General features: G+C 37.7%; 12 protein-coding genes. 7 read left to right on the forward strand and 5 right to left on the reverse strand.

Annotated elements, in window-relative coordinates:
- Positions 1–8: 8 nt before the first annotated feature.
- On the forward strand, positions 9–740 hold the full coding sequence (locus Q763_RS14660; protein ID WP_035135652.1) for a LytR/AlgR family response regulator transcription factor: 732 nt from the start codon (positions 9–11) through the stop codon (positions 738–740).
- A gap of 221 nt (positions 741–961) precedes the next feature.
- On the opposite strand, the gene Q763_RS14665 is transcribed toward Q763_RS14660, so the two are convergent.
- The 3 genes from Q763_RS14665 to Q763_RS14675 all read right to left on the reverse strand — a co-directional run bounded on the left by Q763_RS14665 (position 962) and on the right by Q763_RS14675 (position 6,636).
- The gene (locus tag Q763_RS14665) at positions 962–3,466 is read right to left on the reverse strand and encodes a T9SS type B sorting domain-containing protein (RefSeq protein ID WP_035135654.1); all 2,505 of its coding nucleotides are present in this window, start codon (positions 3,464–3,466) and stop codon (positions 962–964) included.
- Between the two features lie 198 nt (positions 3,467–3,664).
- A complete protein-coding gene (locus tag Q763_RS14670; protein ID WP_035135656.1) occupies positions 3,665–5,308 on the reverse strand; it encodes a tetratricopeptide repeat protein in 1,644 nt (547 codons plus the stop codon).
- A gap of 248 nt (positions 5,309–5,556) precedes the next feature.
- Entirely contained in the window at positions 5,557–6,636 is a 1,080-nt protein-coding gene (locus Q763_RS14675) for a phosphatidylinositol-specific phospholipase C1-like protein (protein WP_035135657.1), read from the reverse strand.
- 224 nt (positions 6,637–6,860) lie between these two features.
- Here Q763_RS14675 and Q763_RS14680 point away from each other — a divergent pair, with 224 nt between their 5' ends.
- The 6 genes from Q763_RS14680 to Q763_RS14705 all read left to right on the forward strand — a co-directional run bounded on the left by Q763_RS14680 (position 6,861) and on the right by Q763_RS14705 (position 14,972).
- Positions 6,861–7,391 carry an RNA polymerase sigma factor gene (locus tag Q763_RS14680; RefSeq protein ID WP_035135665.1) on the forward strand — a complete coding sequence of 177 codons (531 nt, stop codon included), beginning with the start codon at positions 6,861–6,863 and terminating at the stop codon, positions 7,389–7,391.
- Positions 7,392–7,455: 64 nt separating this feature from the next.
- Positions 7,456–8,397, forward strand: coding sequence for a FecR family protein (locus tag Q763_RS14685; RefSeq protein WP_232297534.1), 942 nt, complete (start codon positions 7,456–7,458; stop codon positions 8,395–8,397).
- Between the two features lie 144 nt (positions 8,398–8,541).
- Complete coding sequence (locus tag Q763_RS14690) at positions 8,542–11,757, forward strand: SusC/RagA family TonB-linked outer membrane protein (RefSeq protein ID WP_394331010.1); 3,216 nt, start codon at positions 8,542–8,544, stop codon at positions 11,755–11,757.
- Positions 11,758–11,760: 3 nt separating this feature from the next.
- The gene (locus Q763_RS14695) at positions 11,761–13,530 is read left to right on the forward strand and encodes a RagB/SusD family nutrient uptake outer membrane protein (RefSeq protein ID WP_035135671.1); all 1,770 of its coding nucleotides are present in this window, start codon (positions 11,761–11,763) and stop codon (positions 13,528–13,530) included.
- A gap of 122 nt (positions 13,531–13,652) precedes the next feature.
- Positions 13,653–14,225, forward strand: coding sequence for a Crp/Fnr family transcriptional regulator (locus Q763_RS14700; RefSeq protein WP_035135673.1), 573 nt, complete (start codon positions 13,653–13,655; stop codon positions 14,223–14,225).
- Between the two features lie 72 nt (positions 14,226–14,297).
- Complete coding sequence (locus Q763_RS14705) at positions 14,298–14,972, forward strand: hypothetical protein (protein WP_035135675.1); 675 nt, start codon at positions 14,298–14,300, stop codon at positions 14,970–14,972.
- 49 nt (positions 14,973–15,021) lie between these two features.
- On the opposite strand, the gene Q763_RS14710 is transcribed toward Q763_RS14705, so the two are convergent.
- Positions 15,022–23,163 carry a LamG-like jellyroll fold domain-containing protein gene (locus Q763_RS14710; protein WP_084596084.1) on the reverse strand — a complete coding sequence of 2,714 codons (8,142 nt, stop codon included), beginning with the start codon at positions 23,161–23,163 and terminating at the stop codon, positions 15,022–15,024.
- A gap of 331 nt (positions 23,164–23,494) precedes the next feature.
- The gene (locus tag Q763_RS14715; RefSeq protein ID WP_035135679.1) at positions 23,495–25,462 is read right to left on the reverse strand and encodes a cytochrome-c peroxidase; all 1,968 of its coding nucleotides are present in this window, start codon (positions 25,460–25,462) and stop codon (positions 23,495–23,497) included.
- Positions 25,463–25,614 lie beyond the last annotated feature (152 nt).

Genomic DNA, 25,614 nt, shown 5'->3' on the forward strand with positions numbered 1-25,614 from the left:
GGACATATATGAACAGCATTATCATTGACGACGAAACATTAGCAAGAACTATAATCTCGCAAATGGCAACAAAGGATCCGGAGCTTAATGTAACCGGTGAATTTAGCAGTGCCATACAGGCTATGAAATTTTTAAATGAGGAAGAGACTAAACCCGACCTTATTTTTCTTGACATCCATATGCCAGATTTCACGGGGTTTGACTTTATTAAAACCATTAAAAACCCTCCTGCAGTTATACTTGTAACTTCAGATAAAAACTTTGCTATTGAGGCATTTGAATATGATTGTATTGTTGATTATCTGGTAAAGCCCATAACAGAAGAACGCTTTCTTAAAGCGGTTAAAAAAGCTAAAGCTAAAAAAGATGAGACTCCTGCTACAGTTTCCGTTTCAGCATCTACAGATGAGAAACAACCTACAGATACCGCAAATGAGTTTTATGTAAATATAGACAGAAGGCTTATTAAAATAGATATCCCTACCATTAATATTGTTGAGGCAAAAGGTGATTATATCCAGATAAAAACTGAAACCAAAAACTATACGGTACACTCTACCTTAAAAAAGATTGAAGAAAAACTTCCTTCATCACTATTCCTTAAAGTACACCGCACCTATATCATTAACACCAAAAAAATTATAGATATAGAGGATAACAGTGTACTAATTGGTAAAGATGTAGTACCCGTAAGCCGAGCCAACAGGCCCGAACTTATGAAAAGGCTAAATATGCTTTAAAAGCAATAAAATATATAATTCTAAAAGCGGCTATACAGCCGCTTTTGTTTTTTTAAACCTCTTAACAAAGAAAACCCCGTATTGGATAAATACAGGGTTTACGCTAACATAATTACTAATTAATTAAAACTTTTGTTTCTACATCATAGGCAGTTTTGGTATTAAATGATTAATTAATCTGTTTGTTTTACTTTATATACTTTGCTAGATCATAACTTATTTTAGTTTTCCTGACGGTTAATGTATACCCATCCTGTTTTGGTATCCCCACCATTCATTTTTATGGCATAATAGTAAGTACCGGTAGGTAGTTCACTCCCGTTTTTGTTTTGTCCGTACCATTCATTAGTATAGTTATTCATGTAGTATACTTCCTGCCCATATCGATTAAAAATGCTAAGGCTGTCAACATCAAAACCCGAAAGATCAAACTCATCATTCTTATCATCTCCGTTTGGTGATATGCCTCGTGGTATAAAGCAATCACCATTAAAAATGTTTAGATAAAAGATAATTGCACAGCCATTAGCAGCCTCCCCTCTCACATATATAGTTTGCTCATCAGCTTCAACAACATAAGCATTTGGGGTAGTAATAGCATTTTGTATTAGCTCTGCATCTGTTTCAGCTTCATAATACCCTTGTATAGTAATACCTTCAGGTAATATTACCTCCGGAAGATTAAAAGGAGAACAACCAGTTACATCAAACTCCCGCTCCACCGGAGGGTTTTCATAAACAAGAATATTATAAGTAGTTACAGCACTACATGATGAGTTACTAACCCTTACATAAATTGTTTGTGGGTTACTTATATTTTCATATTCGGTAGGGTTTACTATTGCGTTGCTCTCTTCTTCAGCGTCCTCTTGAGAAATAAAGTATGCTACTACAATATTCTCCTGCCCTTCTGTTAACATATTCTCGTTTTCAGTAAGGTCAAAAATGGTATAACCGTCTTCAATACTGTCATCACACAAAGTGATTTCGGGCAATTCGCTTACCTGAGGAAAAGAACTAACAATTAATTCAAAAGATAGTATGGCATAGCAACTGTTCTCATTGTTAAGCACTCCCATATAAATTGTTTGCCCTATTGTTGTATAAGCATTAGGGGTTGTTATTTCATTTTCCTGTAACTGGGCATCTTCCTGCGATGTATAATAGGTAATTGTGTACTCATCAGGATTAAGTCCGTTTAAAGCTTGCTCCCCCTGTTGTGTTAAATCAAACTCTGCCGCGGTAGTGTCACTACAAACAGTAATATCAGCCGGTGCTGTAAAACCATCTTCGGGAGCCTCAATAAGTATTTTCACTGTTGCGGTTTGTATAGCTCCATTACTTGTAACCACAGCTGTAACTGTATAGGTTCCCGGCGCACTGAACAAATGCACTCCATCTATATCTGTAGATGTATTATCATTACCACTATCAGAATCACCAAAGTCCCACGTTACACTATCAACTTCGGGTATACGTAATAGTGTAAAAGTTACCGCATCATCCGGACAGGTTTGATTAGCAATAATACCCGATTCAAAATAACTCTGTATAAACGAAGGCAACCCTAACCCCCCGGCAAAACTAAGAGGCACCTGATCGTACTGAAACATACATGCACTTCCCTGATTGTTAGGGCAATTAATTACATTTAGTGAATTTTGAAAAGAATTAATTATATAGATTTTTCCATCTGGTCCCAGCTGCATAGCACTGTTCCCTATTACACTATCAAGTGAAACTGTTGAAATGACTTCTTTTGAAGCTATTAAATCATCATTAGTTGTACTGGTAACGTCAAATTGATAAACCTCATTAGCTACTGCAAAACCTAGAGAATTACACACATACAGGTATTTACTGTTAGGAGAAAACTCTACTCCATATGGCATTAGGGTAAAATCACCAACATGCATATGATTGGTTATTTCACCTGTTTCATTATTAAAATCAAAAACATCTACACCTTTATTGGGTCCATTAAATAATGCAGCGGCCAGCTTACTACCATCGGGCGACGCTTTTAGGTGCCCTATTCCTTCTGGACCATAGAACACAGCATCAGGATATGGAAACCCCTCGTAAAACGTTCCTATATTGCTTATAACCGGAGTCGTACTAACACCATTGGCTGAAACAAGATAGGCCACATAAGTATCGCTAATAGCCCTATGGGTTATAACCCATACCTGCTCGCCATCGGCATGGTAAACTGCTGTAATCTTTTCTACCTTAGCATCTTCATCCAGTACAATATTTTTATTTTCTGTAATCGCACCCAAACCATTATCAAGTGTCATATCAATTTCAGAATATAGTAATCCCGGAGAGAAAGAAGCCCCTTCATCTATATTGAACAGGTAGTAAATATTATCAGACCCCGGTTTTTTCACCACTACACCGCTTTGTGTAGAACTGATGGCACCAGAAAGGAGTCCGCTACCATTTAACATAACAACGTTATTTTTATTCCATACTGTTTTACCCCCAGCGTAAAAAAGAAGTTCCCCATCAACATCTGAAATAGCCGTTAAACCTTCAGTAGCCCCAAAAAGTTGTATACCGTCCATGGTAACAACAGGCTCCCCACTGGTAAAAGTTATTCCAATATAAGGTAAACACCATGTGTTTGCCTCCTTACCTATCCATAGTCCGTTTTGAAATTGGGAAAAGGCAGTTTGTGATAAAAAAAGTAGAAAACTCGTAAAAAGCAGTAGTTTTTTCATATAGCTTAATTTTTAATTTGCCATAGCTATTGAACCAGGCTGTTTAAAATTCAGGGATATTATTGAAACAGGCATACCGCTACACCGGCGTTTACTGTCACAACATTAATCAAAAATCAGTAGTATTATTTTACAGATAACAATTATTATATTACAAAAAAAGGGACAAATAACAATAATTTAAGTGACATTTAAATTTTAAACCCCTGAAATATACGCATATATATCAACTTCTTTTGAAATTTCCATTTTTGCTGCCAAGCGTTCTTTTCTCTTCTTTGCAGCTACTATAGTTATGTTTAAAATGGTTGCAATTTCTTTAACGCTTAAATTCATGTATATATAAGCAATGAATCGTATATCATTCACCGTTAAATCAGGATGCTGTTCTTTAAGTCTGGATAAAAAGCCCTGATTAACCTCTTCAAAATGCTTAATAAAGTTATCCCATTCTTTATCGGCTCTTAAATATGCTTTTAGTGAACTTACATGATTGGCTAAGGTTTGGTCCTTAGCTAGTTTTGGTCTTTTAGAGAGATAAGCCACAATTTCTTCAATAATCTCATTTCTGTCGGAAAGATATAATGCCTTCGCCGATAATTTTCTGTTTTTAGCTTCAATTTCATCATTAAGTCTCTCCTGCTCTAATAATGCCTTAGTAACCTCACGTTCCAGTTCCAGGTTATGGTTTTTTTCTTTTTCAAGGTTAAGTTCAGTAATGTTGCGGTTCCTTTCGGCAATAATCTTTTTTTGTCTAAAAATCAGCACAAGTATCACAACCACAGCACATATTATTACAATAATGGCATAAAAAGTTTTCCTTTCGGCAGATAACTTTTCTTCTTTTGCATAAAGCTGGTTTTTATAGTTTTGAATTTCAAACTTAACGCGATTGTTTTCAAACATTCTTCCGTTTTTACGCTCATTTAACTTTCTTTCAGCCTCAAATATGGAATCCTTATAGCGAAGTGCATTATGGTACGATCCGCTTTTCTCATATATATCAGCCATTAGTTTAAATATCATCTTTTTATACTCAGGGTCACTACCGCTGTTAAGTGCCCTTTGTGCATAAGACACAGCCTGAGCATATTGATTTTCTTTAAAATATGTTTTTGAAATAATAATCCATAAAAACATCTCGAGTCCGTTTTCGGATACATTAGGCTCTTCGTTGTACATATCCCACGCGCCTTTTCTTGCCTTGAGAACATCGCCAAGGAGCAAATCATTTTCAAGTAAAAGTACTTTAGCTGATAATAAAAAGTCGTTTTCAAGTAGTTTTATACTTTGCTGTAAGTAAGGCCTCGCCTTTTCGGGTTGATCCAATCGGTTATATATATATCCTAAATTCATTAACGGAAGCCCTATATGCGATTCAATATTTTCCTCTACTGCCTTTTCAGAAGATTTGGTATAATATTCAATAGCCTTATCATACATCTTTTCACGAGTATAGAGGTTTGCTATATTATTAAGGCACTCCAGTTCGTTAACCGTCCATTTTTGAGTTATAGCAATATTGTAGGCATCTAAAAAATATTTTAAGGCCTCGCCATCATCAAACATGGAATAATATGCGAACCCCATATTAAAGAGAACACTGTATATTTCCTGATCCCATTTCTCTTTTACGGCCATTTCTCGGGCTACGGTAAAATATTCTAAAGCCTTAATATAATTACCTTTTTCAGAACTCTTTATACCTTTATGAATAATGGAATCGCAGGTGGCCTTATTATAACTGTCATAATTATTGTTTGCCCATAGAGGCAGACAAAGAAAAAAACATAGCACTAGTAACAGGGGGCGTTTGTAACCGATGTTTTTAAAATGTCTCATGTGTGGTAGTTTGATTAATTCTTTTAAATTTTATGTTTTTTTTAACATTTTCAAATATAAGAATTGTATTACCTAATATTGTTTTTAAAATTCTTAAATTATTAATAATCAGAGCATTTTTACAAAAAGCACAATCATAGCGGACTTCATTTACAAAAAAAATATTTTTTGTCTTTAATAATGATTTTTATAAAAAAACAAGGCACTCCAAAATGGAGTGCCCTGCCCTGAATAAAACGATAGAAATGTTATTTGGTATTGCCTGTCACAGGATTTGAACGCACAAATGTGTTGTTTTTAAAGGATATATGGTAAGTTGATTTGAATAGCTTACTAGGCAAATAATAGTCGGTCGTAATAATTTGTGCACCACTATTACAGGCTTTTTCAAAACGGCTGTAATCATTATTTCGGGCTTCGGTAGTACCGGCATCAGCCCTGGTACGTATTATATAACCTTTTTTAACAAGGTCTTTGATATCAGTGTCGGTATCCGGTTCATTTCTAAATAACCACGCAGCTTCAGGAGTACCCGGTTCGGCATTTACAAAAACAGCACGTCCTTTTAATGACGGATACCCTTCCATGTATAAATCTCTTTTCTCACTATTGTTATCTAATATAAAAAGAAACTTACCTCTGGCATCTTTTAGTTTAGGCCAGTTATTGTGTAATACTGCCTCTTCCAGTGTAGCATAATTACCTTTAACCATATCGGGAGTAATTATTTTATCCCTTCCCAGCACATTAAATAATACACTATCCATCTCATTAAAAAGTTTAGCTGTAAATTTTTCAGGCTGTGTACCAAAACGGGTAATGTCTCCGTCTTTAGGTTCAAGTGTTATAAATACAGGTACATGGTCAGGGTGTGCCTCACTCCATTTTCTTAATTTGGTAAGACAGTCTTCAAAAGTCATGCATTGTGACCTGAAATCAATATCCGGAATATGAAAAACCTTAAAACCCGGTTTCATCATAGCCCCATCGGGATCATAGGGAGCTACCGGAGGTATTAAGTCAAGGCCTTTAGGATGGGCATATTTTCCTCCTTCGCTATCGGCATGTATATCTATTTCAAGATTCCTTAATCCCATACCCAGCTGCTTCTCTATAGCGATATGTTCATACTGCAATCCATATACAGAGTTTGTAGTATCCAGTTTTGCAAGAGCATCCAGTAAGTTTGATTCGATAGCAATTTTATAACTGTTGTGTGACCCTATTACCTGTATTTTATTAATAGGTGTATTGTTATCCTGCGCTACAGCATTAAAAAGCGGAGCAGCAAGCATACCAAAAAGAATTGGTTTAAGTAACGATTTCATGGTTGAGAATAATTATGGTGAAGTAATGTGGCGCAAAGTATAAAAGCCATATTAAGCCTTTGTTATTTAAACAAAAACAAATCAAAATTTTACGAAAACGTTTTATACATCAGTATCAGCAAATTAGCTCTTCAAGAAATTAATTTAAATATAACTTTCAAGTAAAGTATAGTGCGTTTACATTTTCTTATTTAGCATTTTTATACAGCCCCTCTGTAAAACAAATGAAAAGTACTGCCGAGTTTGAAAAAATATACACTGCATACTGGGAGAAACTCTATGTTTTTTCTTTTAAGATAACCCAGGACCGCGACCTTGCCCAAAATATCGTACAGGATATTTTTATCGATTTTTGGGAAAGGCGAAGTGAGCTCGAAATCAATTCTGTAGAGAATTATCTTTTCAGGGCAGCAAAAAACCAAATATTTAAACACTACCGTAATAACCGCTTTGACAAAAGCATACCCGAAGAGAAATTTGAAAATTACCTTATAGAAAATATTACTTCAATAGACGAGGAATTATTAGATAAGCTTTATTCATTACTGGATAAACTACCCGAGAAAAGAAAAGAGATCCTGATAATGTATAAAATTCAGGAAATGGATATAGACCAGATTGCCGCCCAGCTACAACTATCCAAACAAACTGTAAAAAACCAAATAACATCTGCCCTTAAACAACTTAGAGCCGAGATGAAAAACATGGATTTTGTCACGGCTTTACTGCTACACCTGCTCTTAACTTTTCTTTAACAATATCGTAATAATTCACGATAGTACTATTTCCTCCCTGGGGTACTTATAGACGAATTAGACTATGATGATTAAAAAAGTAAAACATTATCTGGAAAACCTTATCGAAAAAAGTACAGATAAGACCGCTTCTCAAAAAGAAGAGCAATTGTTAGAAAACTTTGTTCAGCACGAGTATTCCCATAATAACGACTGGGACGAAACTACTATGGGCAACAAGGATGATGTTAACAATACCATATACGGTAAAATAAACGACAGTATTAACAGTGAAACTAAAGTAAGAAAGCTATGGCCTGCTTACCTTAAATATTCAGCCGCCGCCTGTGTGGTAGCCGCTGCCGGAGCCTTTTTCTTTCTGAAAAACGATCCACAGGCTAAAATGCTGGCAATACAAACTACAAATACTATGGACTCCCTTAAGCTGGGGGATGGTTCTACCATATTCCTGGCGGCTAACTCACAGCTATCGTACCCTGAAAGTTTTACAGGAGATGAGCGTAATGTGACTCTACTACAGGGAAATGCTTTTTTTAAAGTAGCTAAAGATCCATCGCATCCTTTTGTTATAAAATCAGGAGATATTAAAACCAAAGTACTGGGTACTTCTTTCCATATAAAATTATGCAAAGAGAACTGTAATGTTACCGTGGTTACCGGTAAGGTAAATGTATCATCGGCCGGAGAGAGTGTTGACCTGCTTCCAAACGAGGAGGCTGTTTATAACAACAATAAACTAACCAAGCAAGTTGTATCACAAACCATTTTAGCCGACTGGTATAAGGAAGATATAGAGCTTAATGATGTAAAACTGGAAGAGGTATTCACATTGCTTCGCTATAAGTATGGTGTAACAGTAGACCTTAAAGAAGATGAAATACTAAATACACGACTAACGGTTTACATTAAAAATAAAGCATCACTAGACAGCATTTTAGAACAGATAAACTACATAACAAATCAAAAATTTAAAGCCTATGACGATATAATAAAAACTACTAAGTAAAACACCGCTCTAATAAAAAAAACCGCAGTTGGTGCGAACAACTACGGTCTTATATAAAATTAAGCCATCGTAAAACCAATAACTTAAAACATGTATTCTAAATTTACTTCTTTTAAGCTAAAAAACACATTTTTTTTAGTGACAATGCTTCTGACCTTTATAGTCGGTCAGGCAGGCGTGTTAAATAACCCGCCAAAGGTAAGCTTTAAAACAGAAAAAGCAACCCTGGTGACTATTTTTTCAACTCTAAGTGAGCAATCTAACTACAAGTTTAGCTATGGTGAAAGCATCATAGAAGACAAAACTCTTTATACAGTATCATACTCTGCTACAGCGGTAGAAAAAGTACTAAATGACCTTTCTAAAAAAGCTCATTTTACATACAGTATAAACAACAAACTGGTACTTATTAAAAAACAGGCTGCCGATAAAAAACTATCGGAAGTTCAGCAAGCTGTAAAAGGTAAAGTACTGGATGAAAACGGAATGCCGTTACCCGGTGCTACTGTTATGGAAGCAGGTACTACCAATATAGTATCTACTGATATGGACGGTGCCTTTACAATAATGGTAGCTCAGGGAAAAACCCTTGAAATATCTTTCATAGGGTACAAAACTCAAAGTATTGTTGTTACCGGAAGTAACATTTCGGTACAAATGGAATCAAACGCGTCAGAACTTGACGAGGTAGTGGTAGTAGGTTACGGTAAGCAAACTAAGGCCGACCTTACCGGATCGGTAACACAGCTTGAGGAAGGAAACTTCAGAAAAGGTGTTAACGTTTCTGCCGATCAGTTATTACAGGGTAAAGTTGCCGGTGTAAGAGTTGTTCAGTCAAGCGGTGAGCCGGGTGCTCCAATGGATGTAACCATTCGTGGTGTGGGCTCGATAAGAAGTGGAAGTACTCCCCTTTTTGTTGTAGATGGTGTGCCTCTTACTAATGATGATGCCAGTCCTGCCGGACAGGACGTTGGTTTTGGTGGCTCAAGAGCTAAAAACCCGCTTAACTTCCTTAACACAAGTGATATTGAATCTATAAGTGTACTTAAAGATGCTTCTGCTGCTGCAATTTATGGAGCAAGAGGTTCTAATGGTGTGGTTATAATTACTACTAAAAAAGGTAAAAAAGGTGAGGCAGGTTTCACGGTAGACTCTTACTTAGGTTTCTCTAAAGTTTCAAAAAAACTTGATGTACTTTCTGCCAGCGAATACAGAAATGCTCTTACAGACCCTGCCTTTGATCATGGTGGAAATACCGACTGGCAGGATGTAATATACAGAAGCGCTGTTACTAAAAACAATGTAATGTCGTTCTCAAAACAAACCGATACCGGTAACTACTATGTATCTCTTGGACAAATGGACCAAGAGGGTATAGTAAACAACAGTAAGTTTAAGCGTACTTCAGGAAGGATTAATGCTTCCGAATCGTTTTTTGACAAGCGTTTACGCGTTAGTGCAAACCTTACTGCCAGTGAGACTGTAGATAACGGTGTGCCTACCAGTGATGATGGTGGTTCTAACGGACAGCTTATTATTCACACTCTTATGGCAAACCCTACACAACCGGTATTTGACGAAAATGGTGAATACCAAAACTTTAATATGAATGCGCATTATAACCCTGCTTACCTTTTAAGCATTTATGATGATGAAACACGTACAGTAAGAGTATTGGGTAACTTTGAAGCTTCTTTAAGACTTGCTAAAGGTTTAGACTATAAACTTAACGTTGGTGTAGACCGTTCAATGTCTGAAAGAAATACTACAATATATCCAAACGTAACCGACCTTAATCAAATTGGTAAATACGTTCAGGGTAACCTTGAGTCAAAAAGTGCGCTTATTGAAGACTACCTAACCTATAACTGGTTTAACGATAAACATAAAGTAGAAATTCTTGGAGGTTTCTCTTACCAGAAATTCCAAAGATCAGGAACAAGCTTTAGTATAGAAGGAATAGACGAACAGGGAGTAGGTATAAACCCTGCAGATAACCCTGGGTTTTCAGGCCGCCAGACAGGTGTAAACGGTTTTGCACAGGAAAACGAACTACAGTCGTTCTTCGGTAGGGTAAACTACGCTTTCAATAAAAAATACCTTGTTACCGCTTCGATGAGAGCCGATGGTTCAACCCGATTTGGTGAAAATAATAAATATGGTTACTTCCCATCGTTTGCAGGAGGTTGGGTAATTTCTCAGGAAAGTTTCCTTAAAGAGAATAAAGCTATAGATAACCTTAAACTTAGAGCAAGCTGGGGACAAACCGGTAACCAGGAAGTACAAAATAAAATCACTAAAGCGAGTTACTCTCTTAGTGGCGGAGACGGTTACTACCTTTATGATGACCTGGGGCTTGTTAACGGTTTAACATTCTTCAGAACTCCAAACCCTGACCTGAAATGGGAAGTTGTAACTCAGTTTGACTTAGGTATCGACTTTAGCCTATGGAATGGTAAGTTATATGGTACTCTTGATTACTTTAACAAAACTACTACCGATGCTATTCTAAACATACCTTCTCCACTACTGAGTCCAACACCGGATATTTGGGTAAATATTGACGGAGAAATTGTAAACAAAGGTTTTGAGTTTATGTTAGGTTCTAAAATAGTTGACAACGGTGATTTTAAATGGTCGGTTGATTTTAACGGAGCTACACTTGACAATGAAGTGAAAAACCTTCCTGTTTCAGAAATCCTATCGGGTACTATATCAGGTCCTGGTCAGTCGGGAGTATTGGCAAACATATACAAAAGCGGATATGCTGCCGGTTCATTCTACCTTATTGAACACGAAGGATTTGACGAAAACGGAGCAGAAATATTTAAAGATCAAAATGGTGATGGTGCCATTACCGGAGATGACCGTGTAATTATTGAAGGTGCACTGCCTAAGTTTACTTATGGTATTAACAGCCAGATGAGCTACAAGAACTTCGATTTCTCTTTCTCTATTATTGGACAAACAGGCGGATATCTTGTAAACAACACAGGGCTAAATGCACTTAACATTAACAACCTTGCATCAGACAGGAATACTGCTACTGATTATTACAACTCCGGAGCTAACCCTGCAAATGCACCTTTACTGTCTACCCTTTATCTTGAAAAATCAGATTTCTTAAGGTTAAACTCAGCCCGCTTAGGTTACAACTTTAAAATTAACGACATCAACTGGCTACAGGGACTTAACCTGTATGTAACAGGTCAAAACCTGTTTACAATAACAAATTATAGTGGTTATGATCCGCTAATTAACAGTGCAAAAGCAAGCGGAGGTAACCAGTCACTGGGTATTGATTATTCCAGCTACCCTAGTGCAAGAACAATTATTCTAGGTGCAACTCTAAAATTATAAAAAATGAAAAAGAATAAAATATTTACAGTAAAGAGTATAGCAGTAGCACTTGCTGCCCTGACTTTAGCAAGCTGTACAGACTTGGACGAAGTAATACTTGATGAAGTATTAGATGAAAATATTTATAGTGTAGATGGTGCACTTGCAGCTGCATATGACAGATTAGGTGACGGAACTTTTGTAGATAACGGCGGTATGTTTGCCATGCAGGAATATACTACTGATATAGCACTGCTGCCTACCCGTGGTAGTGACTGGGGTGATGGTGGTAAATGGCGTACAATGCACGAGTTTACCTGGACTCCAAGTAGTGCTGTTGTTACAGATAACTGGACCAGGCTTACCAGTGGTATTACCCGTTCGTTAACCGCAATTAAAGCCGTTAGTGAAAGTGACATTACCGATAAAGAAATGTTCCTTGCAGAAGCAAACGGACTACTGGCATTTTATACCTACTATACTTTAGACCTTTACGGACAGGCTCCTTATCGTGATCCTCTTAATGTTAATGCTCCTGTTGAAATACTACAGGCAGCTGATGCTATTGACGGACTTATTGAAGATGTAGAAGCTATTATCCCTGATTTAGCCGAGCTTGGTCAAAACCAAACGCATACAGGAAGGTTTACAAAAGAGGCTGCTTATGCGCTTCTTGCAGATATGTACCTTAACCGAGCCGTTTATAAAGATCGTTATAATGCAAGTTCATCTTTCAACTTTAACGAAACTGCTGTAGATGGTAACGGTACTGATATGGACAGGGTAATTTACTATACTTCACTTCTTATCGATTCTGGTAAATTTAGCCTTAACCCTAACTTCTTTGATAACTTCTCTATTAATAATTCAGGAGGTCAGGAACACATTTTTGCAGTTGTACAAAAAATAGATAACATCCGTAACGGCGATAACGATCTTGGCTATATGTGTGTTGCCCGTAACCAAAGACCTTCTCCAGCTAACAGGGGTACTAACGGTGCATGTACAACTCCTGAGTTTTTTGCAAGCTGGGATGGTAACCATGATGACCCAAGGTTCTCAAGAAAATACCAATACAGCGATGGTACATGGTTTATGAATGATGGTACCGATGTTAGCGTGCCGGCTTCAGATCTTGTACCGGGTAGCAGCGACCTGCCTTGGTTCCACTTTAACAGCGGATTACTTTTCGGTCAGCAGTATGGTCCTAAACTTACTCAGGCGGGTGGTTTTGAAATGACAGAAGACGGAAGAATTAAAGTATCTCAGTTATTCATGGAGAAAAGTTCTAATACTCCTATGGTGTTTACTCCTGAGCTTGATTTTGATAACCCTTCTCAGGCAGTATTTGCTCAGGACCAGATTAACCGCGGTGTACGTATCTTTAAATTTGAGTATGACCCTGAACAAGGTAACGGATCGAGCAATGTTGATATTCCTTTATACCGTTTAGGAGGTATTTATACCATGAGAGCCGAAGCTTACTTACGTAAAGGAAATAATGGTTCTGCTCTTGCAGATATTAATATGCTTAGAACATCAAGAACAAGAGAAGCACTTTTCGGAAATGTTCCGGGTACAGCTATCTCTTCTATTGATGCCGATATTTTATACAAAGAAATAGGATTTGAACTTTACTGGGAAATGAAAAGAAGACCACAAATGGTACGTTTCGGTAAATTCGATCTTCCTTATACAGCAAAAGCTGCCACACAACCATTCAGAAGGGTATTCCCTATACCTCAGCAGGCAATGGATGTTACAGATGAACTAGAACAAAATTTAGGTTATTAGCATTATATTGTTTTCAGTGAAAAAAGACTCCGGCTCACGCCGGAGTTTTTTTATCCTCATATCTAAAAATACTGTTTAGGTTTTGATTGCTATATTTATACTTCAAATCTAAACTAACTAAAATGGAACGGGAAGCATTAATAAAGTTTATAAAACAAACTATCCCTATATCTCAAAAAGAAGCAACTACTATTTCAGCGATATTTGAACCTATTACCTATAGCAAAGGAGATTACCTCCTTCATCAAAATGAGATAAGTGATATTTACTTATATCTTGAAAAAGGACTTATGAGAACTTTTTTATTTGATACCGATGGTAACGAAATAACTACCGATTTCCATAAAGAAAATAATGTGGTTTTTGAGGTTACTTCTTTTTTTAACAGAGTAGCTTCTCAGGCTAATATTCAGGCTGTAACTAATTGCAGGGGGTACAGGTTATCATACAGTGAACTCAATACTCTTTTTCATAACAAACCCGAGTTTCGTGACTTTGGAAGAGCTATACTAGTAAAAGAATTTATAAAGTCTAAAGAACGTAACTATGGTATGATAAATAAAACTGCCGAAGAACGCTACAAAGCACTTGTAACAAACGATAATAAAATATTACAATATGCCCCATTAAAACACATTGCGTCTTATTTAGGCATTACCGATAGTACCCTTAGCAGACTAAGAGGTAAACTGTAAAACTTATTTCTTGCCTTTTGTCAAGAACCAAACAAAGGCTTAAACAGAAATTTGTATTGTAAACACTTTATTATGATACAAATTTCAACTCCGGCTGCAATAGGGTTTATTATAACCACAGTACTTACTGTATTCTTTTTATACAAAGCCACAAAAAGCATAAAAACACTCATCATCATATCTCTATGGATGATTGTAACTACAATATTGGCTTTTAAAGGCTTTTACAGCAATACAAAGGAATATCCACCACACTTTATATTTTTAATTGCTCCCGGAGTATTATTTGCTGTTATAACAGGTATTGGAAAATCACTCTCAAAAGACAGAATCAGCACCTTACTTAAATGGTTTACAATACTCCATATTATCCGTATCCCAGTAGAGTTAGTATTATTCTGTCTATATAAAAACGGAGTAATACCTCACCTCATGACATTTGAAGGATATAACTTCGACATCATTTCGGGTATTACCGCACCCATTATCTATTACTTTATTTTTATTAAAAAAACGCTTGATTATAAGTACCTTTTAGGGTGGAATATCATTTGCCTAATCCTACTTATAAACATTGTAACCATAGCCGTTTTAAGCGCCCCTACTCCATTCCAGAAACTGGCTTTTAATCACCCAAATGTAGGGGTAACCTATTTTCCTTATGTATGGTTACCAGCTGTAATTGTTCCTGTAGTTTTATACTCTCATATTATATCCATTCGACAATTACTTAAATCAATAAAATAAAAAAGGCCGGTATTACTACCGGCCTCCTTTTCATAAAATTATATGTGTACTATCTGTTTACTTTAAGCATTTTGTAAGTACCTGTTTTATCACCCACTTTTACATTGATGATAAACACCTGCTCGCCCTGAAGCTGAGTTAGGTTTAAGTTAATGGTTTGGGTACCACCTGTAGTTTGTGCATTAATTGTAGTGATTTTTCTTCCTACAAGGTCATACACGTCAACAACTACATCTTTACCACCTTCATCGTTAATTTCAACCGTTACCTTACCGTTTGTAGGGTTAGGGTAAAGGCTTACTTTATCTTTTAACTGATTTGGAGTATCAACACCAAGAGCCTCTTCAACTATAATATACTCTTCTTTGGTAAGCGACTGGTTACCGGCAACGTTAGTTGCTATAAGAGTTACATCATAAGTCCCGGCTTCGGCATAAGTAACTATTGGGTTTTGCTCTGTAGATGTAGCAGGCTCACCACCTTCAAACGTCCAGGACCACTCTGTAGGGTTATTGGTACTAAGGTCAGTAAACGTTACTGTTTCACCTTCTTCAACCTCTACCTGATCTGCAACGAAATCAACCACAGGAGCCTGAGTACCTAAGTATTGGTTAAGTGAGAACACTACGGTAGCCGAAGCGTTAAAGGTTACATCGTTAAATGTAGCATCCTGTTGCGGAGCATTACCACCATTAGGATGCTGTACAGAGAAGAAACCATATTTAAAGTCTGGCGTAAATGTTAATCCTGTTGGCTCAGAACCTGCAGGCATAGACGCGAATAACTCAATTTTAGGCTCATTTTGAGAATGGTCAGGACGAATTACCCAAATGTAATTTAATCCACCATCCTGGCATACCCAAAGGTTACCTTTATCGTCAAACACAAGGTTATCGTTACCGTCGCCCCATGCTTCGTTTACTGTACCGTTTGCAGTTTCAATGTCGTAAGACATACCTCCGGCAAACGTTTCAAAGTCGGTAATAGTATCATTTACACTTGCAGGGTCCGTAAATCTGTAAATACGGTTTCTTCCTTTTGCAGTGAAGTAAATTTTACCATCAAGCGGACTGATTTCACAGTCTTCCACGCCGTTAAAGTTAGTACCTCCTACAGAGGCTGCTACCGTACTAAGGTTGTTTCTGTCTGCCTGAGTAGTGTTTGGAACCTGAATCCATCTTGCTTTAGCAGAACTTGGCTCGTTATCAGACATCTCAACATCTAAATGAAGTACATATACAGTACCTGAGTATAGGTTACCAGGTACATCCGGTACAAATTTGTAAACACAGTGTGTACCACCATCTTCACCATAGTAAGCTGCTGATCCATCGGCTTTAATCACCACGTTTTCGTGATTCATTCTACCCATAGCCCAAAGTTTTTCCTGCTTACCGTTACCATATTCCATAACCTGTGCAGTAGTTGGGTCTATTTCCACTAACCAACCTTCGTCATCATAACCATCACCGTTCGCATCGCCTGAAGCTGTGTTTTCCTCGGCAGTAATAACAGTTCCCCAAGGTGTAATACCTCCTGAACAGTTTCTTGTAGTAGTTACAAGATCATTGTTATAGAAGTCTACCGGCTGAGAGTAGTCTACTTCCCAAAGCTGATCGTCTGTATTTAAGTGAATATCGAGCATAGATACACCACCCGGAGTGTTCTCGTGGTTCACAGATAAGTTCCCCAGTTCACTACTTCCTTCTGTTGCCACATAGGCAGAAAAGTCGTTGTTACCCGGTACGTTACCCGAACCATCCATATAAGCTTCTCCCTGTTTGAATAATAACTGGAACCTGTGGTCTTCAGAAATTATAAGGTTAGATGTTTGCCCTGTAGGGTTAATAGAAGTGAAACATGCAATGTGTTCTTCATCACAAACTTCCATTTCCTGAGGAGCATCTTTAATATACATATCAAAACTGATATCAGAACTTTGTCCGTCACGGTTATGCATTTCAACAGAAATTCTGTTTACACCTTCCTGGAATACTGTTTTAGGAAGTATGTGAGAGAAGTATCTCTTCTCATTTGCACCATCAACTGTAGAAGCTGATGTAGTTAAATAGTCAAAGTCACCTTCGGCCATATTATCTCTAAATATTTCTACACCGTTTACATAAACAACAGCACCATCGTCTCTTCTTAATCCAAACTCTACGTTATCTGCCACGTCTGCAAGGTTAATTTCTATATCCCTTGTAAAGTAGTATGTAATGTATTTGTTGGAAGAATCAGGACCATAAGAAATTGTTGTTTTCATTGGGTCTCCATATCCAAGCGGAGCCTCACCTCTATCCCATGAGTTATTATCATAAGTAAGTGCAGACCACTCTGTATCATCAAGGCTGGTACCGTTATCAAGGTAAGCCCATGTTTCTCCTTTTGGAAGCGGATATGAAGCCGGCTCAAGCGGAGGAAGATTAAAGTTAACCTCCATATCAAAACCAAGGTCTGAACTGTTTGCAGAAGCCTGGTGTAGCTCTACCGCAATTACGTTAGTACCGTTTTGAAGTAAGTTAGCTGTTTCAACAAACTCATAAGTAGTTTCATCCTCGCCACCTACTGTTGAAGAAGCATAAGTATTGTAAGTAACAACACCTTCAGGCATGTTTGTCCTGAAAGCCTCAACACCGTTTACGTATACTACAACACCATCATCTTTTAACGTATGGAATAGTAATGAACCTATTTGTGAAGCATCTTCCACATTAAACGTATGTCTAAAGTAGTAGGTTGGGTATTTGTTGTTAGCGTCTTCACCATAACTAAGGGTTGTAGCTTCAACACCATCACCATAACCTAATACACCGTTACCAAACATCCAGTCGGTATCATCATATTCAACCGTTGTCCATTCAGTACCAAGGTCCACACCGTTATCGTTGTACTTCCATAAACTTTGAGCAGCAATTGGGAAGTTACCCACAGGATATTCTGTAGAACTCTCTAACCATGCAAGGTATACCGGAGTACCATCAAGAGGAATCTCTGTAAAGGTTACTATACTACCCAGTTTAGTACCTGTAGCCACAACGTTAATCTCTGTAGCAGGATCACCCGCTAACAGGAAGTAAGTTGTTGCAAGTGTATTTACATCGTTAGGATTTTCAAACACTTTAGAAACATCCACACTAAGTGAAGCGTTATCTATAAATAAAGTATTTGGCATCCATCGGCTGTTTATATACAGCGTATCATTTTCTGTATCGTTTAAGGCATGAAGTACATCTGTACCAAGTTCCTTACCTATAACCACGTTATTGTTAACGCTTTCAACTTCGTTAGTAAGGTACATACCGTTACCATTATCGTTCATAACACTCCAGTTACCTTTAACCGCATTACGGAAAGGAGCTTCCATATCCCTTACAGGATTTGTAGCCGGCTGGATTGAAGCATTAGTATAAGCTACCTCTACGGCTTGAGAACCACTGTTAACTAAATAACCGCTATCGTCCTGATTAAAGGTATAGTTGTAAACAAGGTTATCAGTAACATCATTTATAGTAAGGTACATGTCTTCACGTATCTCTTCTATAGTTTTAGCTGTACTCCAAATACGGAACTCATCGATATCACTGCTTGTTGGCGCATCGTTAGCAATGTTTCTACCAAAAGCAAGATTGTTTGCGTTTGGCTGGAATTCACCTACCTGCATGCTGTCTACAAGCTCACCGTTAACATAAAACTTAAACTCACCGTTAGGTACAAATGTTACCGCAACGTGGTTCCACTCGTTTACTCCCCAAACATGGTCTGAGTTTAATGAGTTCCATCCGCCACCTGCACCTTGTCCGGTAATGGTTTGAAGTGTTTGGTTTCCTAAAAACTCCATTTCCCATCCGTAGTTACCACCGTTAAAGCTGGTAAATCCTACCAGTTTTCTGTTTGATGCAGACGGTTCTCTTAAACGTGCCCAAAGCTCAATTGTAAATTCTCCCGAAAGTGCTGCGTTAACACCTTCTTTTGGTAATTGTACATCGTGTCCTGCTCCAAGGCTAAGTACACCTCCCTGTGCTATAATAGCAGCAGCCGGGTCTATTTCAAAAGCAAGATAGTAGTTACCTATTGCAAGATCTACGTCTTCAAAAACAACCACACCATTTTCTTCTGTAGCTGTTGCCACAGTTTGGTAAGTACTGTTAGGATCTCCTTTAATTAATGAATACTGTGCTACTGTAGCGTTTACTGCTGCAAAGTCTTCTATTACTGTTGCAAGGTCTACTTCTAAATTAGCAACACTCATATTAAGGGCGTTTAAATGCCATCCGCCAGAGATGTATTTGTTATCGTCATCCTCTCCAAGAGGTAATACTTCGTTAGTATTGTTGCGGGAAACAACCAGGTTTTGTGTGTAGTTAGTAATACCACCGTTTACATACAAACCGTTTAATGTTTCGTTTGTTATACTCCAGTTACCTGTAACCTGGTCTGGGAACTCTTCGTTCACTACAGATACCGGACTTGTAGAGTTGATAATCGAAGCATTGGTATAACTTACCACAGTAGTTTGTGTACCACCTGCGTTTTCAAGTGTACCGTTATCCTCCTGATCAAAGTTGAAGTTGTATAATAGTCCGTCCTGACCTTCTTCAAGAATCATGTGCATTTGCTCCACAATTTCTGCTTCAGTCTTAACATGATCCCATACACGGAACTCATCCATCATAGAGTATGACTGACCCCCATAATTGATACTCTTACCAAAAGCAAAATCCCAGTTTTGATTAGGCACAAAACCTGCAAAAGCATTTTCTGCTTTAAGCTCACCGTTAACGTAAAGCTTAATCATACCATCTGGTGAAGCTGTAACCGCAATGTGATTCCACTCACCTACAATTAATGGTGTTCCTGAGTTAATGTTATTCCATGCACTTGTATTTGTACCAAATACTGCCGAAATACTGTTATTATCCGGTAGCTCCATAGTGAAACCTGTTGAGTTACCGTTTATTTTACCATGACTGGAAACTACTGGTGCATTATTACCCGGATCCTGTGTTAAGTTTAACCAGAACTCAAGTGTAAATGCTCCTTCCATAATAGGGTTCATATCCTCATAAGGAATAGTAACATCATGACCACCTGTAAGTGATAAAGCACCACCTCTGCCCGGTACAAATTCGGCTACCGACCATGCCACATAATAAGTACCTTCTGTAAGGTTAGCGTTATAGAACGTTACATTCTGACCGTCAAAGCTACCTTCGGAAACATTTGTAAACTCTTCCGATCCTTCTTCCTGTTTAAGCAGATAGAACTGTCCGGCTGTTTGAGTTATGGTTTCATAGTCTGTTATACTTTCCTCAAGGTTTATTTTTACTGTTGCAAAAGGAGTACTTAAAGGATCTATTCTCCATCCTCCCTGCAGGTAAGTCATTTCCTCATTACCCGGTACAACTGCAGTAGTCTCTATATTTTGTTTACCAACAACTATATTACTGTTATAAGCAGTTATGTTGTTAGGGAAAGTAAGACCTGAGTTATTTACATTGTTGTTACGGCTCCATTTACCTGTAACTACTTCCTGATATTCTGCCGGAAGTACACTTACCGGTGAAGTTGCTGTAGCAAACACACCTCCGTTAAGAAATATTTCCTGCTCTACAGAACCAAGACTTATAAAACTGTCCTCATCCTCATCGGCAGCACTAAAATCAAAATAAAGGGCAAGATCTTCTTCGTCACCTGTTAGGTGATAATGCATTTGCTGATTGATCTCCTCGGCAGTAAGTGCTCTTTCCCAAATACGGAACTCATCCAGTTCCGCCTGTAAAGAATCAGAATAAGCCGGGCTACGTCCAAATCCTAAACCAAACGGGTTAGGCACATATTCACCAAACGAAGCCGAACCTATTTCCTGTCCGTTTACATAGTAAGTCATGGTACCGTTTTTAGTAACCGATAGGGCTACATGGTTCCACTCTCCTATATTCCATACATCTCCCTGTCCTGAAATGGTATTCCACCCCGAACCGTTTGTACCTACAACTACGTTTAGTTTGTTGTTATCAGGAAATTCAAATGATATACCTGTGGTAAGATTGTTTACCCTACCGTTACTGGCTACTATTTTAAAGTTATTACCCGGATCTGAAGTAAGTTTACCCCAAAACTCAATGGTAAAATCATTACTTAAAACATCGTTTACTACTTCCGAAGGAATAACCATATCCTGACCTCCGGCCATTTTAAGTACATCACCACGTGTTGACTCAAAATCAGCCTCTTCCATAATAGCCTCATCAGAAATGATTCTTCCGTAAAGGTTAAGTTTATCTAATAAACCTATATATTTCTTATCCTGGAAGTTATTACCTATTGTAATATCAGCTTCTGAAGCTATTGGAGTAACAATATTACTCCACTCCTGAATTAGGAATCCGTTATAGTATACTGATAGTTTTCTTTTTACGTTATCGTATTTCCATACAATATAAGACCATTGGTTTACAAGCAGATTGTATTCTGTTGAAAGTGTAGCTCCTGTAGCATGATCTGTATAGGTTAGTTTACCATTAGGGCTAATACCTAAAGACATACCCTGTCCTTCAGCCCCGTTAGAGAATATTACCGAACCCGTTGAAGTAAACTGCTCCGGTTTAACCCAAAACGCTAAACTGAACGGACGGTCGTGCATATCAAAAGCCGTAGCATAAGGTATGCTCACGCTTGTTGTTGCACCAAATTGTAACGCTCCGTTAGCAACTTCATCCCTATCGGCTGCAAAAGCATAGTTCTCTGCATCGATGGTATGGTTGTAGTCAGACCCGTCAAGGATTGAGTTCTCAATACCCATTTCCAGTTTAAGCGCATCGGCATTCTGGCTGGTAAGCATGTCTTCGTGTATGATTGTCTCAAAGTAAGGCTGTCCTACCGAATCCACATACTCTACTTTCATCCTTCTGTCGTCTGCATCACCATAAACATTTATCCTAAGGTAAGTTTGTTTTACACCTGTAAGGATATAATTACTGTTATAGTTGATGTTGTAGTTACCACTACCTACATCTGAATTAATGTTACCCGAAAGTACATCGTATAACGGATAGTTTACATCACCGTCCCTTATCATGAACTTTTGCTCATGGATATCGGCACTTAAAGAAAGTACACCGTTAATGTTGTTGTCTTTAATGTAGTTAATTAACTCCTGAGACTGTGTTGTATTACAGAAATTCCTACCACCACAGTTACGCTCAAATGAAGGTGTACCGTTTATAAGTACCTTAAACGTAGCTGTAGAGTTTAATAATCCGTTTTTAAGCCATTGCAGCTGATCCGGACCTAAATGCTGCGATATACCGTCGCGGTAGCTACGGTTATCTAATAAAAAGTATTCTACATCCTTATATACATAAGACGAGAATAATCCCTGTCCTTCCGGTGTACTGTTGTATTCCGGGTTAGGCCACCAGTCCATGAATATTTCACGCATCTCACCAATGGTAGGAAGCGTTTTATTAAATTCATTTGGACCTAGATCATGGTTGTCTGTAATAGCCAGCTGTGGCATTGCTACAGTTAAACTGTCATGGAAGTTCCTGAAGAACCTGTAACGGTCAAAAGCCATATCCTTGTTAGCCCAGTCGTCCACACCGTCAGGACACTGTCCCATAGCGTGCTGTAACCCTAATAGATAAACGGCATCACCCAGCCATACCATAAGGTCACTCTCCTCTTCTGCCATTACATTGAACATAGTAGGAGTACCATTAAAATGGAATTCAGCCTCCGGCTGATCTATACAACGGCTAAGGTCGTATATACGACCGCATCCGCCTGAAAGGAATTCAAAATCACTAAGGGTGTTCTGTCCGTTAGTGATTGATGTTTCACGACCCGATGCCGCACCGTTTTCCAGTACCTGAGCCGTGTAACTTGCTCCCTCTGTAAGACCGGTGTACTCAAAAGACCTAAGGCTGTAACCTAACCTGTCGTCTGAATTGTAAACCGTACCTGTAAGAGGAGTGTTTTCTGTACCGTTTTGGGTAAATGAGATGGAAAGCTCATCTCCCGAACCGGTATTGTTTTTGGTTAAAACCCAAACCCTTACTGAGTTATTGTATACAGGGCTCATCATGGGCCCGTATACTATGGAATCTCCCGGAATGGTTTGTGCCTGCAGGCCAAAACTCATTAGTAAAGACACCATAAAACTCAAAAAAAGTAAACTTTTTTTCATTTCTGCTGTTGTTGGTTTAAATTAATTAATAGATTCTGCCGCTAAATTAGCTTCACTATTTCTTAAGGGCTGTTGGAAATCCTTAAATTTACTTTAAGCCAACATGAAGATTTTTAAGACTGCAACATGCTCATTTTCACCTAAAAACACCTAAAGTGATTCTTAACATTGAAAATGATAATAAAAAGTATAAAAATGACACTTTTTTAATATTTAAGCCTCTAAATAAACAACAGAACCAATTATGTAATAATTATTACATAATTGGCTCAAATCTTAACTTTCGCTTAAAACACTAATACACTATATTAATGCGCGAAGAATAATCTATTTATTTTTTAAATGAAGTTGGATTATCGGTTAATGATTCCAAAAAGGCAATCAACTGTTTTATCTCTTTTTTACTTAGTTCTAACTTATCCGGCGGAAGTGTTTGGTAAGGCAGTTCGTAGTCAAGCCCCTTACCGGAAGCACCACCCTCATTATAAAACGCTATAACCTGATCCAGTGTCTCATAAGCCCCATTATGGAAATAAGGTGCCGTGAGTTTCACATTCCTTACGGTTACTGTTTTAAATGAATTCCTGTATATTTCCTGATTATCATCAATAACACCATTGCTTATACGTCCGCTATCGGTATCAATCATTAGTGTATCCGGATGCTTTAATACGCCCAGTATCTCACTTTCGTTTTCTGTAAACAGTGGAGGAACCAATCCGCTGAATGTTGGCGGATAATGACAGGTAGCACACCCAGCCTTACCCATAAAAAGATTAAAACCTGCTTTTACATCTTTAGGTAAGTTATCTTTTTCACCCTGCATGTACAAATCAAAATCACTCTTAAACGAACGTAACGATAATACAAAAGAGGCTAATGCCGATGAAAACTGATACCTGTTAACAGTTCCTGAGTTTTTAAACACAGTATTAAACTGCTCTTTATATTCAGGGTAGGAATTCAGTTTACTAACTATTTCTTCAAAACTGGTATTGAACTCCATATGATTTTCCACTACGTGTTCTGCCTGCTCTTCCAAATCGTATGCTCTTAAATCATAAAAGTACCTGTCGGCATAAACCGAATTGACTAAAGTAGGTGAATTACGTAACACATTTTTACCTTCTAAACTAGCCATAGATGTTTTATAACCATCGGTAAAAGCAAGTTCAGGCTTATGGCAGGTAGCACAACTCATTTTATCGTTCTTACTCAACCGGGTATCATAAAACAGTTGTTTTCCCAGTTTACGTAATTCTTCACTATCATCCTCTTTTTTAAGCAGACTATAATAATACGGATTAAGAAAATCTTCAGAGAAGATGTTATCACTATAAGCATTCCACGATGGTGTATAGCTTTTCATTTCGGCATCCGTTTTAATACCTAATGCTGTTTGCATTTCATGAAGCTTACCGTATAGCGGATTAATATAATTTTTTATAAAGGTAAGTCGGTCAAAATTTTCAAACGATCTGCTCTTTTTCAAAATGGAAATCGACTCTTCAAAAAGCTGTTCAATTTCATTTCTCAATCCTTCATTAGTTTTTAAAAGCAAAGGCTGCAATGCTTGCTCTATTCCCTGTAATGAACAGGCTGCCTCTTCCATAGCGTTTAATGACCCCGGTGTGTCAAACCCGGTTATTCCTCTGGCCATAATCCTCACAACTTCAAGTCGACAGGCTTCCAGCACTTCAAAATCATAATAAAATGCACGTCTTTTAATAGCAGTAACTAAAACCTGATAAGAATCCCTTACCCCTTTAGCCAGCTTATAAACTTTATCACTATCGGGTTTATCATCAAGAAAAAGCAACTCGTCTAATACCTGTAATCCTGCAGGTTCTAGTATTGTAGGAACAGTTTTGTAATGCCCTGCTTCCAGATTATCTAAAGGCATACTGTTTTTATAGGCTGCCGGACTCATACCGTAATAGTTTTCGTCAACCTTATCATCTATTGGAAGTGGGTCCGGGTGTAAAAGCGGAGCCCCATTTATATATGCTTTTACATGCTCAGGATAATAAAACTCAAGTATATATTCACATTCCTTAAAACTGTTACGGGTTGCCGTTAGCTGTTCCCTCATTTCCTTAACGGATGCTCCTCCCCTTCTATATAGGGAAGCAGTATACTCTAAAGTATTTAATTGTGTATTAAAGTTATCTACAGATGTGATTATAATATCACGAAATTCACTCGCATAATAATCACCCGAAGTGTACTGAAGGTTAAAAGGCAATACAAAAACAGCCAGTATAAGTAGTGGTAAAAAACGTTTATACTTAGTATTCATCCCAAAGAATGTTTAGTAGTACAAACTTACCATGCTATAGTATTAATGAGGGTTTAGGCTGTATTAAGAAATGATTAAGCTATAAAACAGAAAAGGCAGCCTATCGGCTGCCTTTTCTGTTTTATAGTTTGTTAAAGATATTATCTCTTCAG

This window comes from Flavobacterium beibuense F44-8 (assembly GCF_000769915.1).
GTDB lineage: Bacteria > Bacteroidota > Bacteroidia > Flavobacteriales > Flavobacteriaceae > Flavobacterium > Flavobacterium beibuense.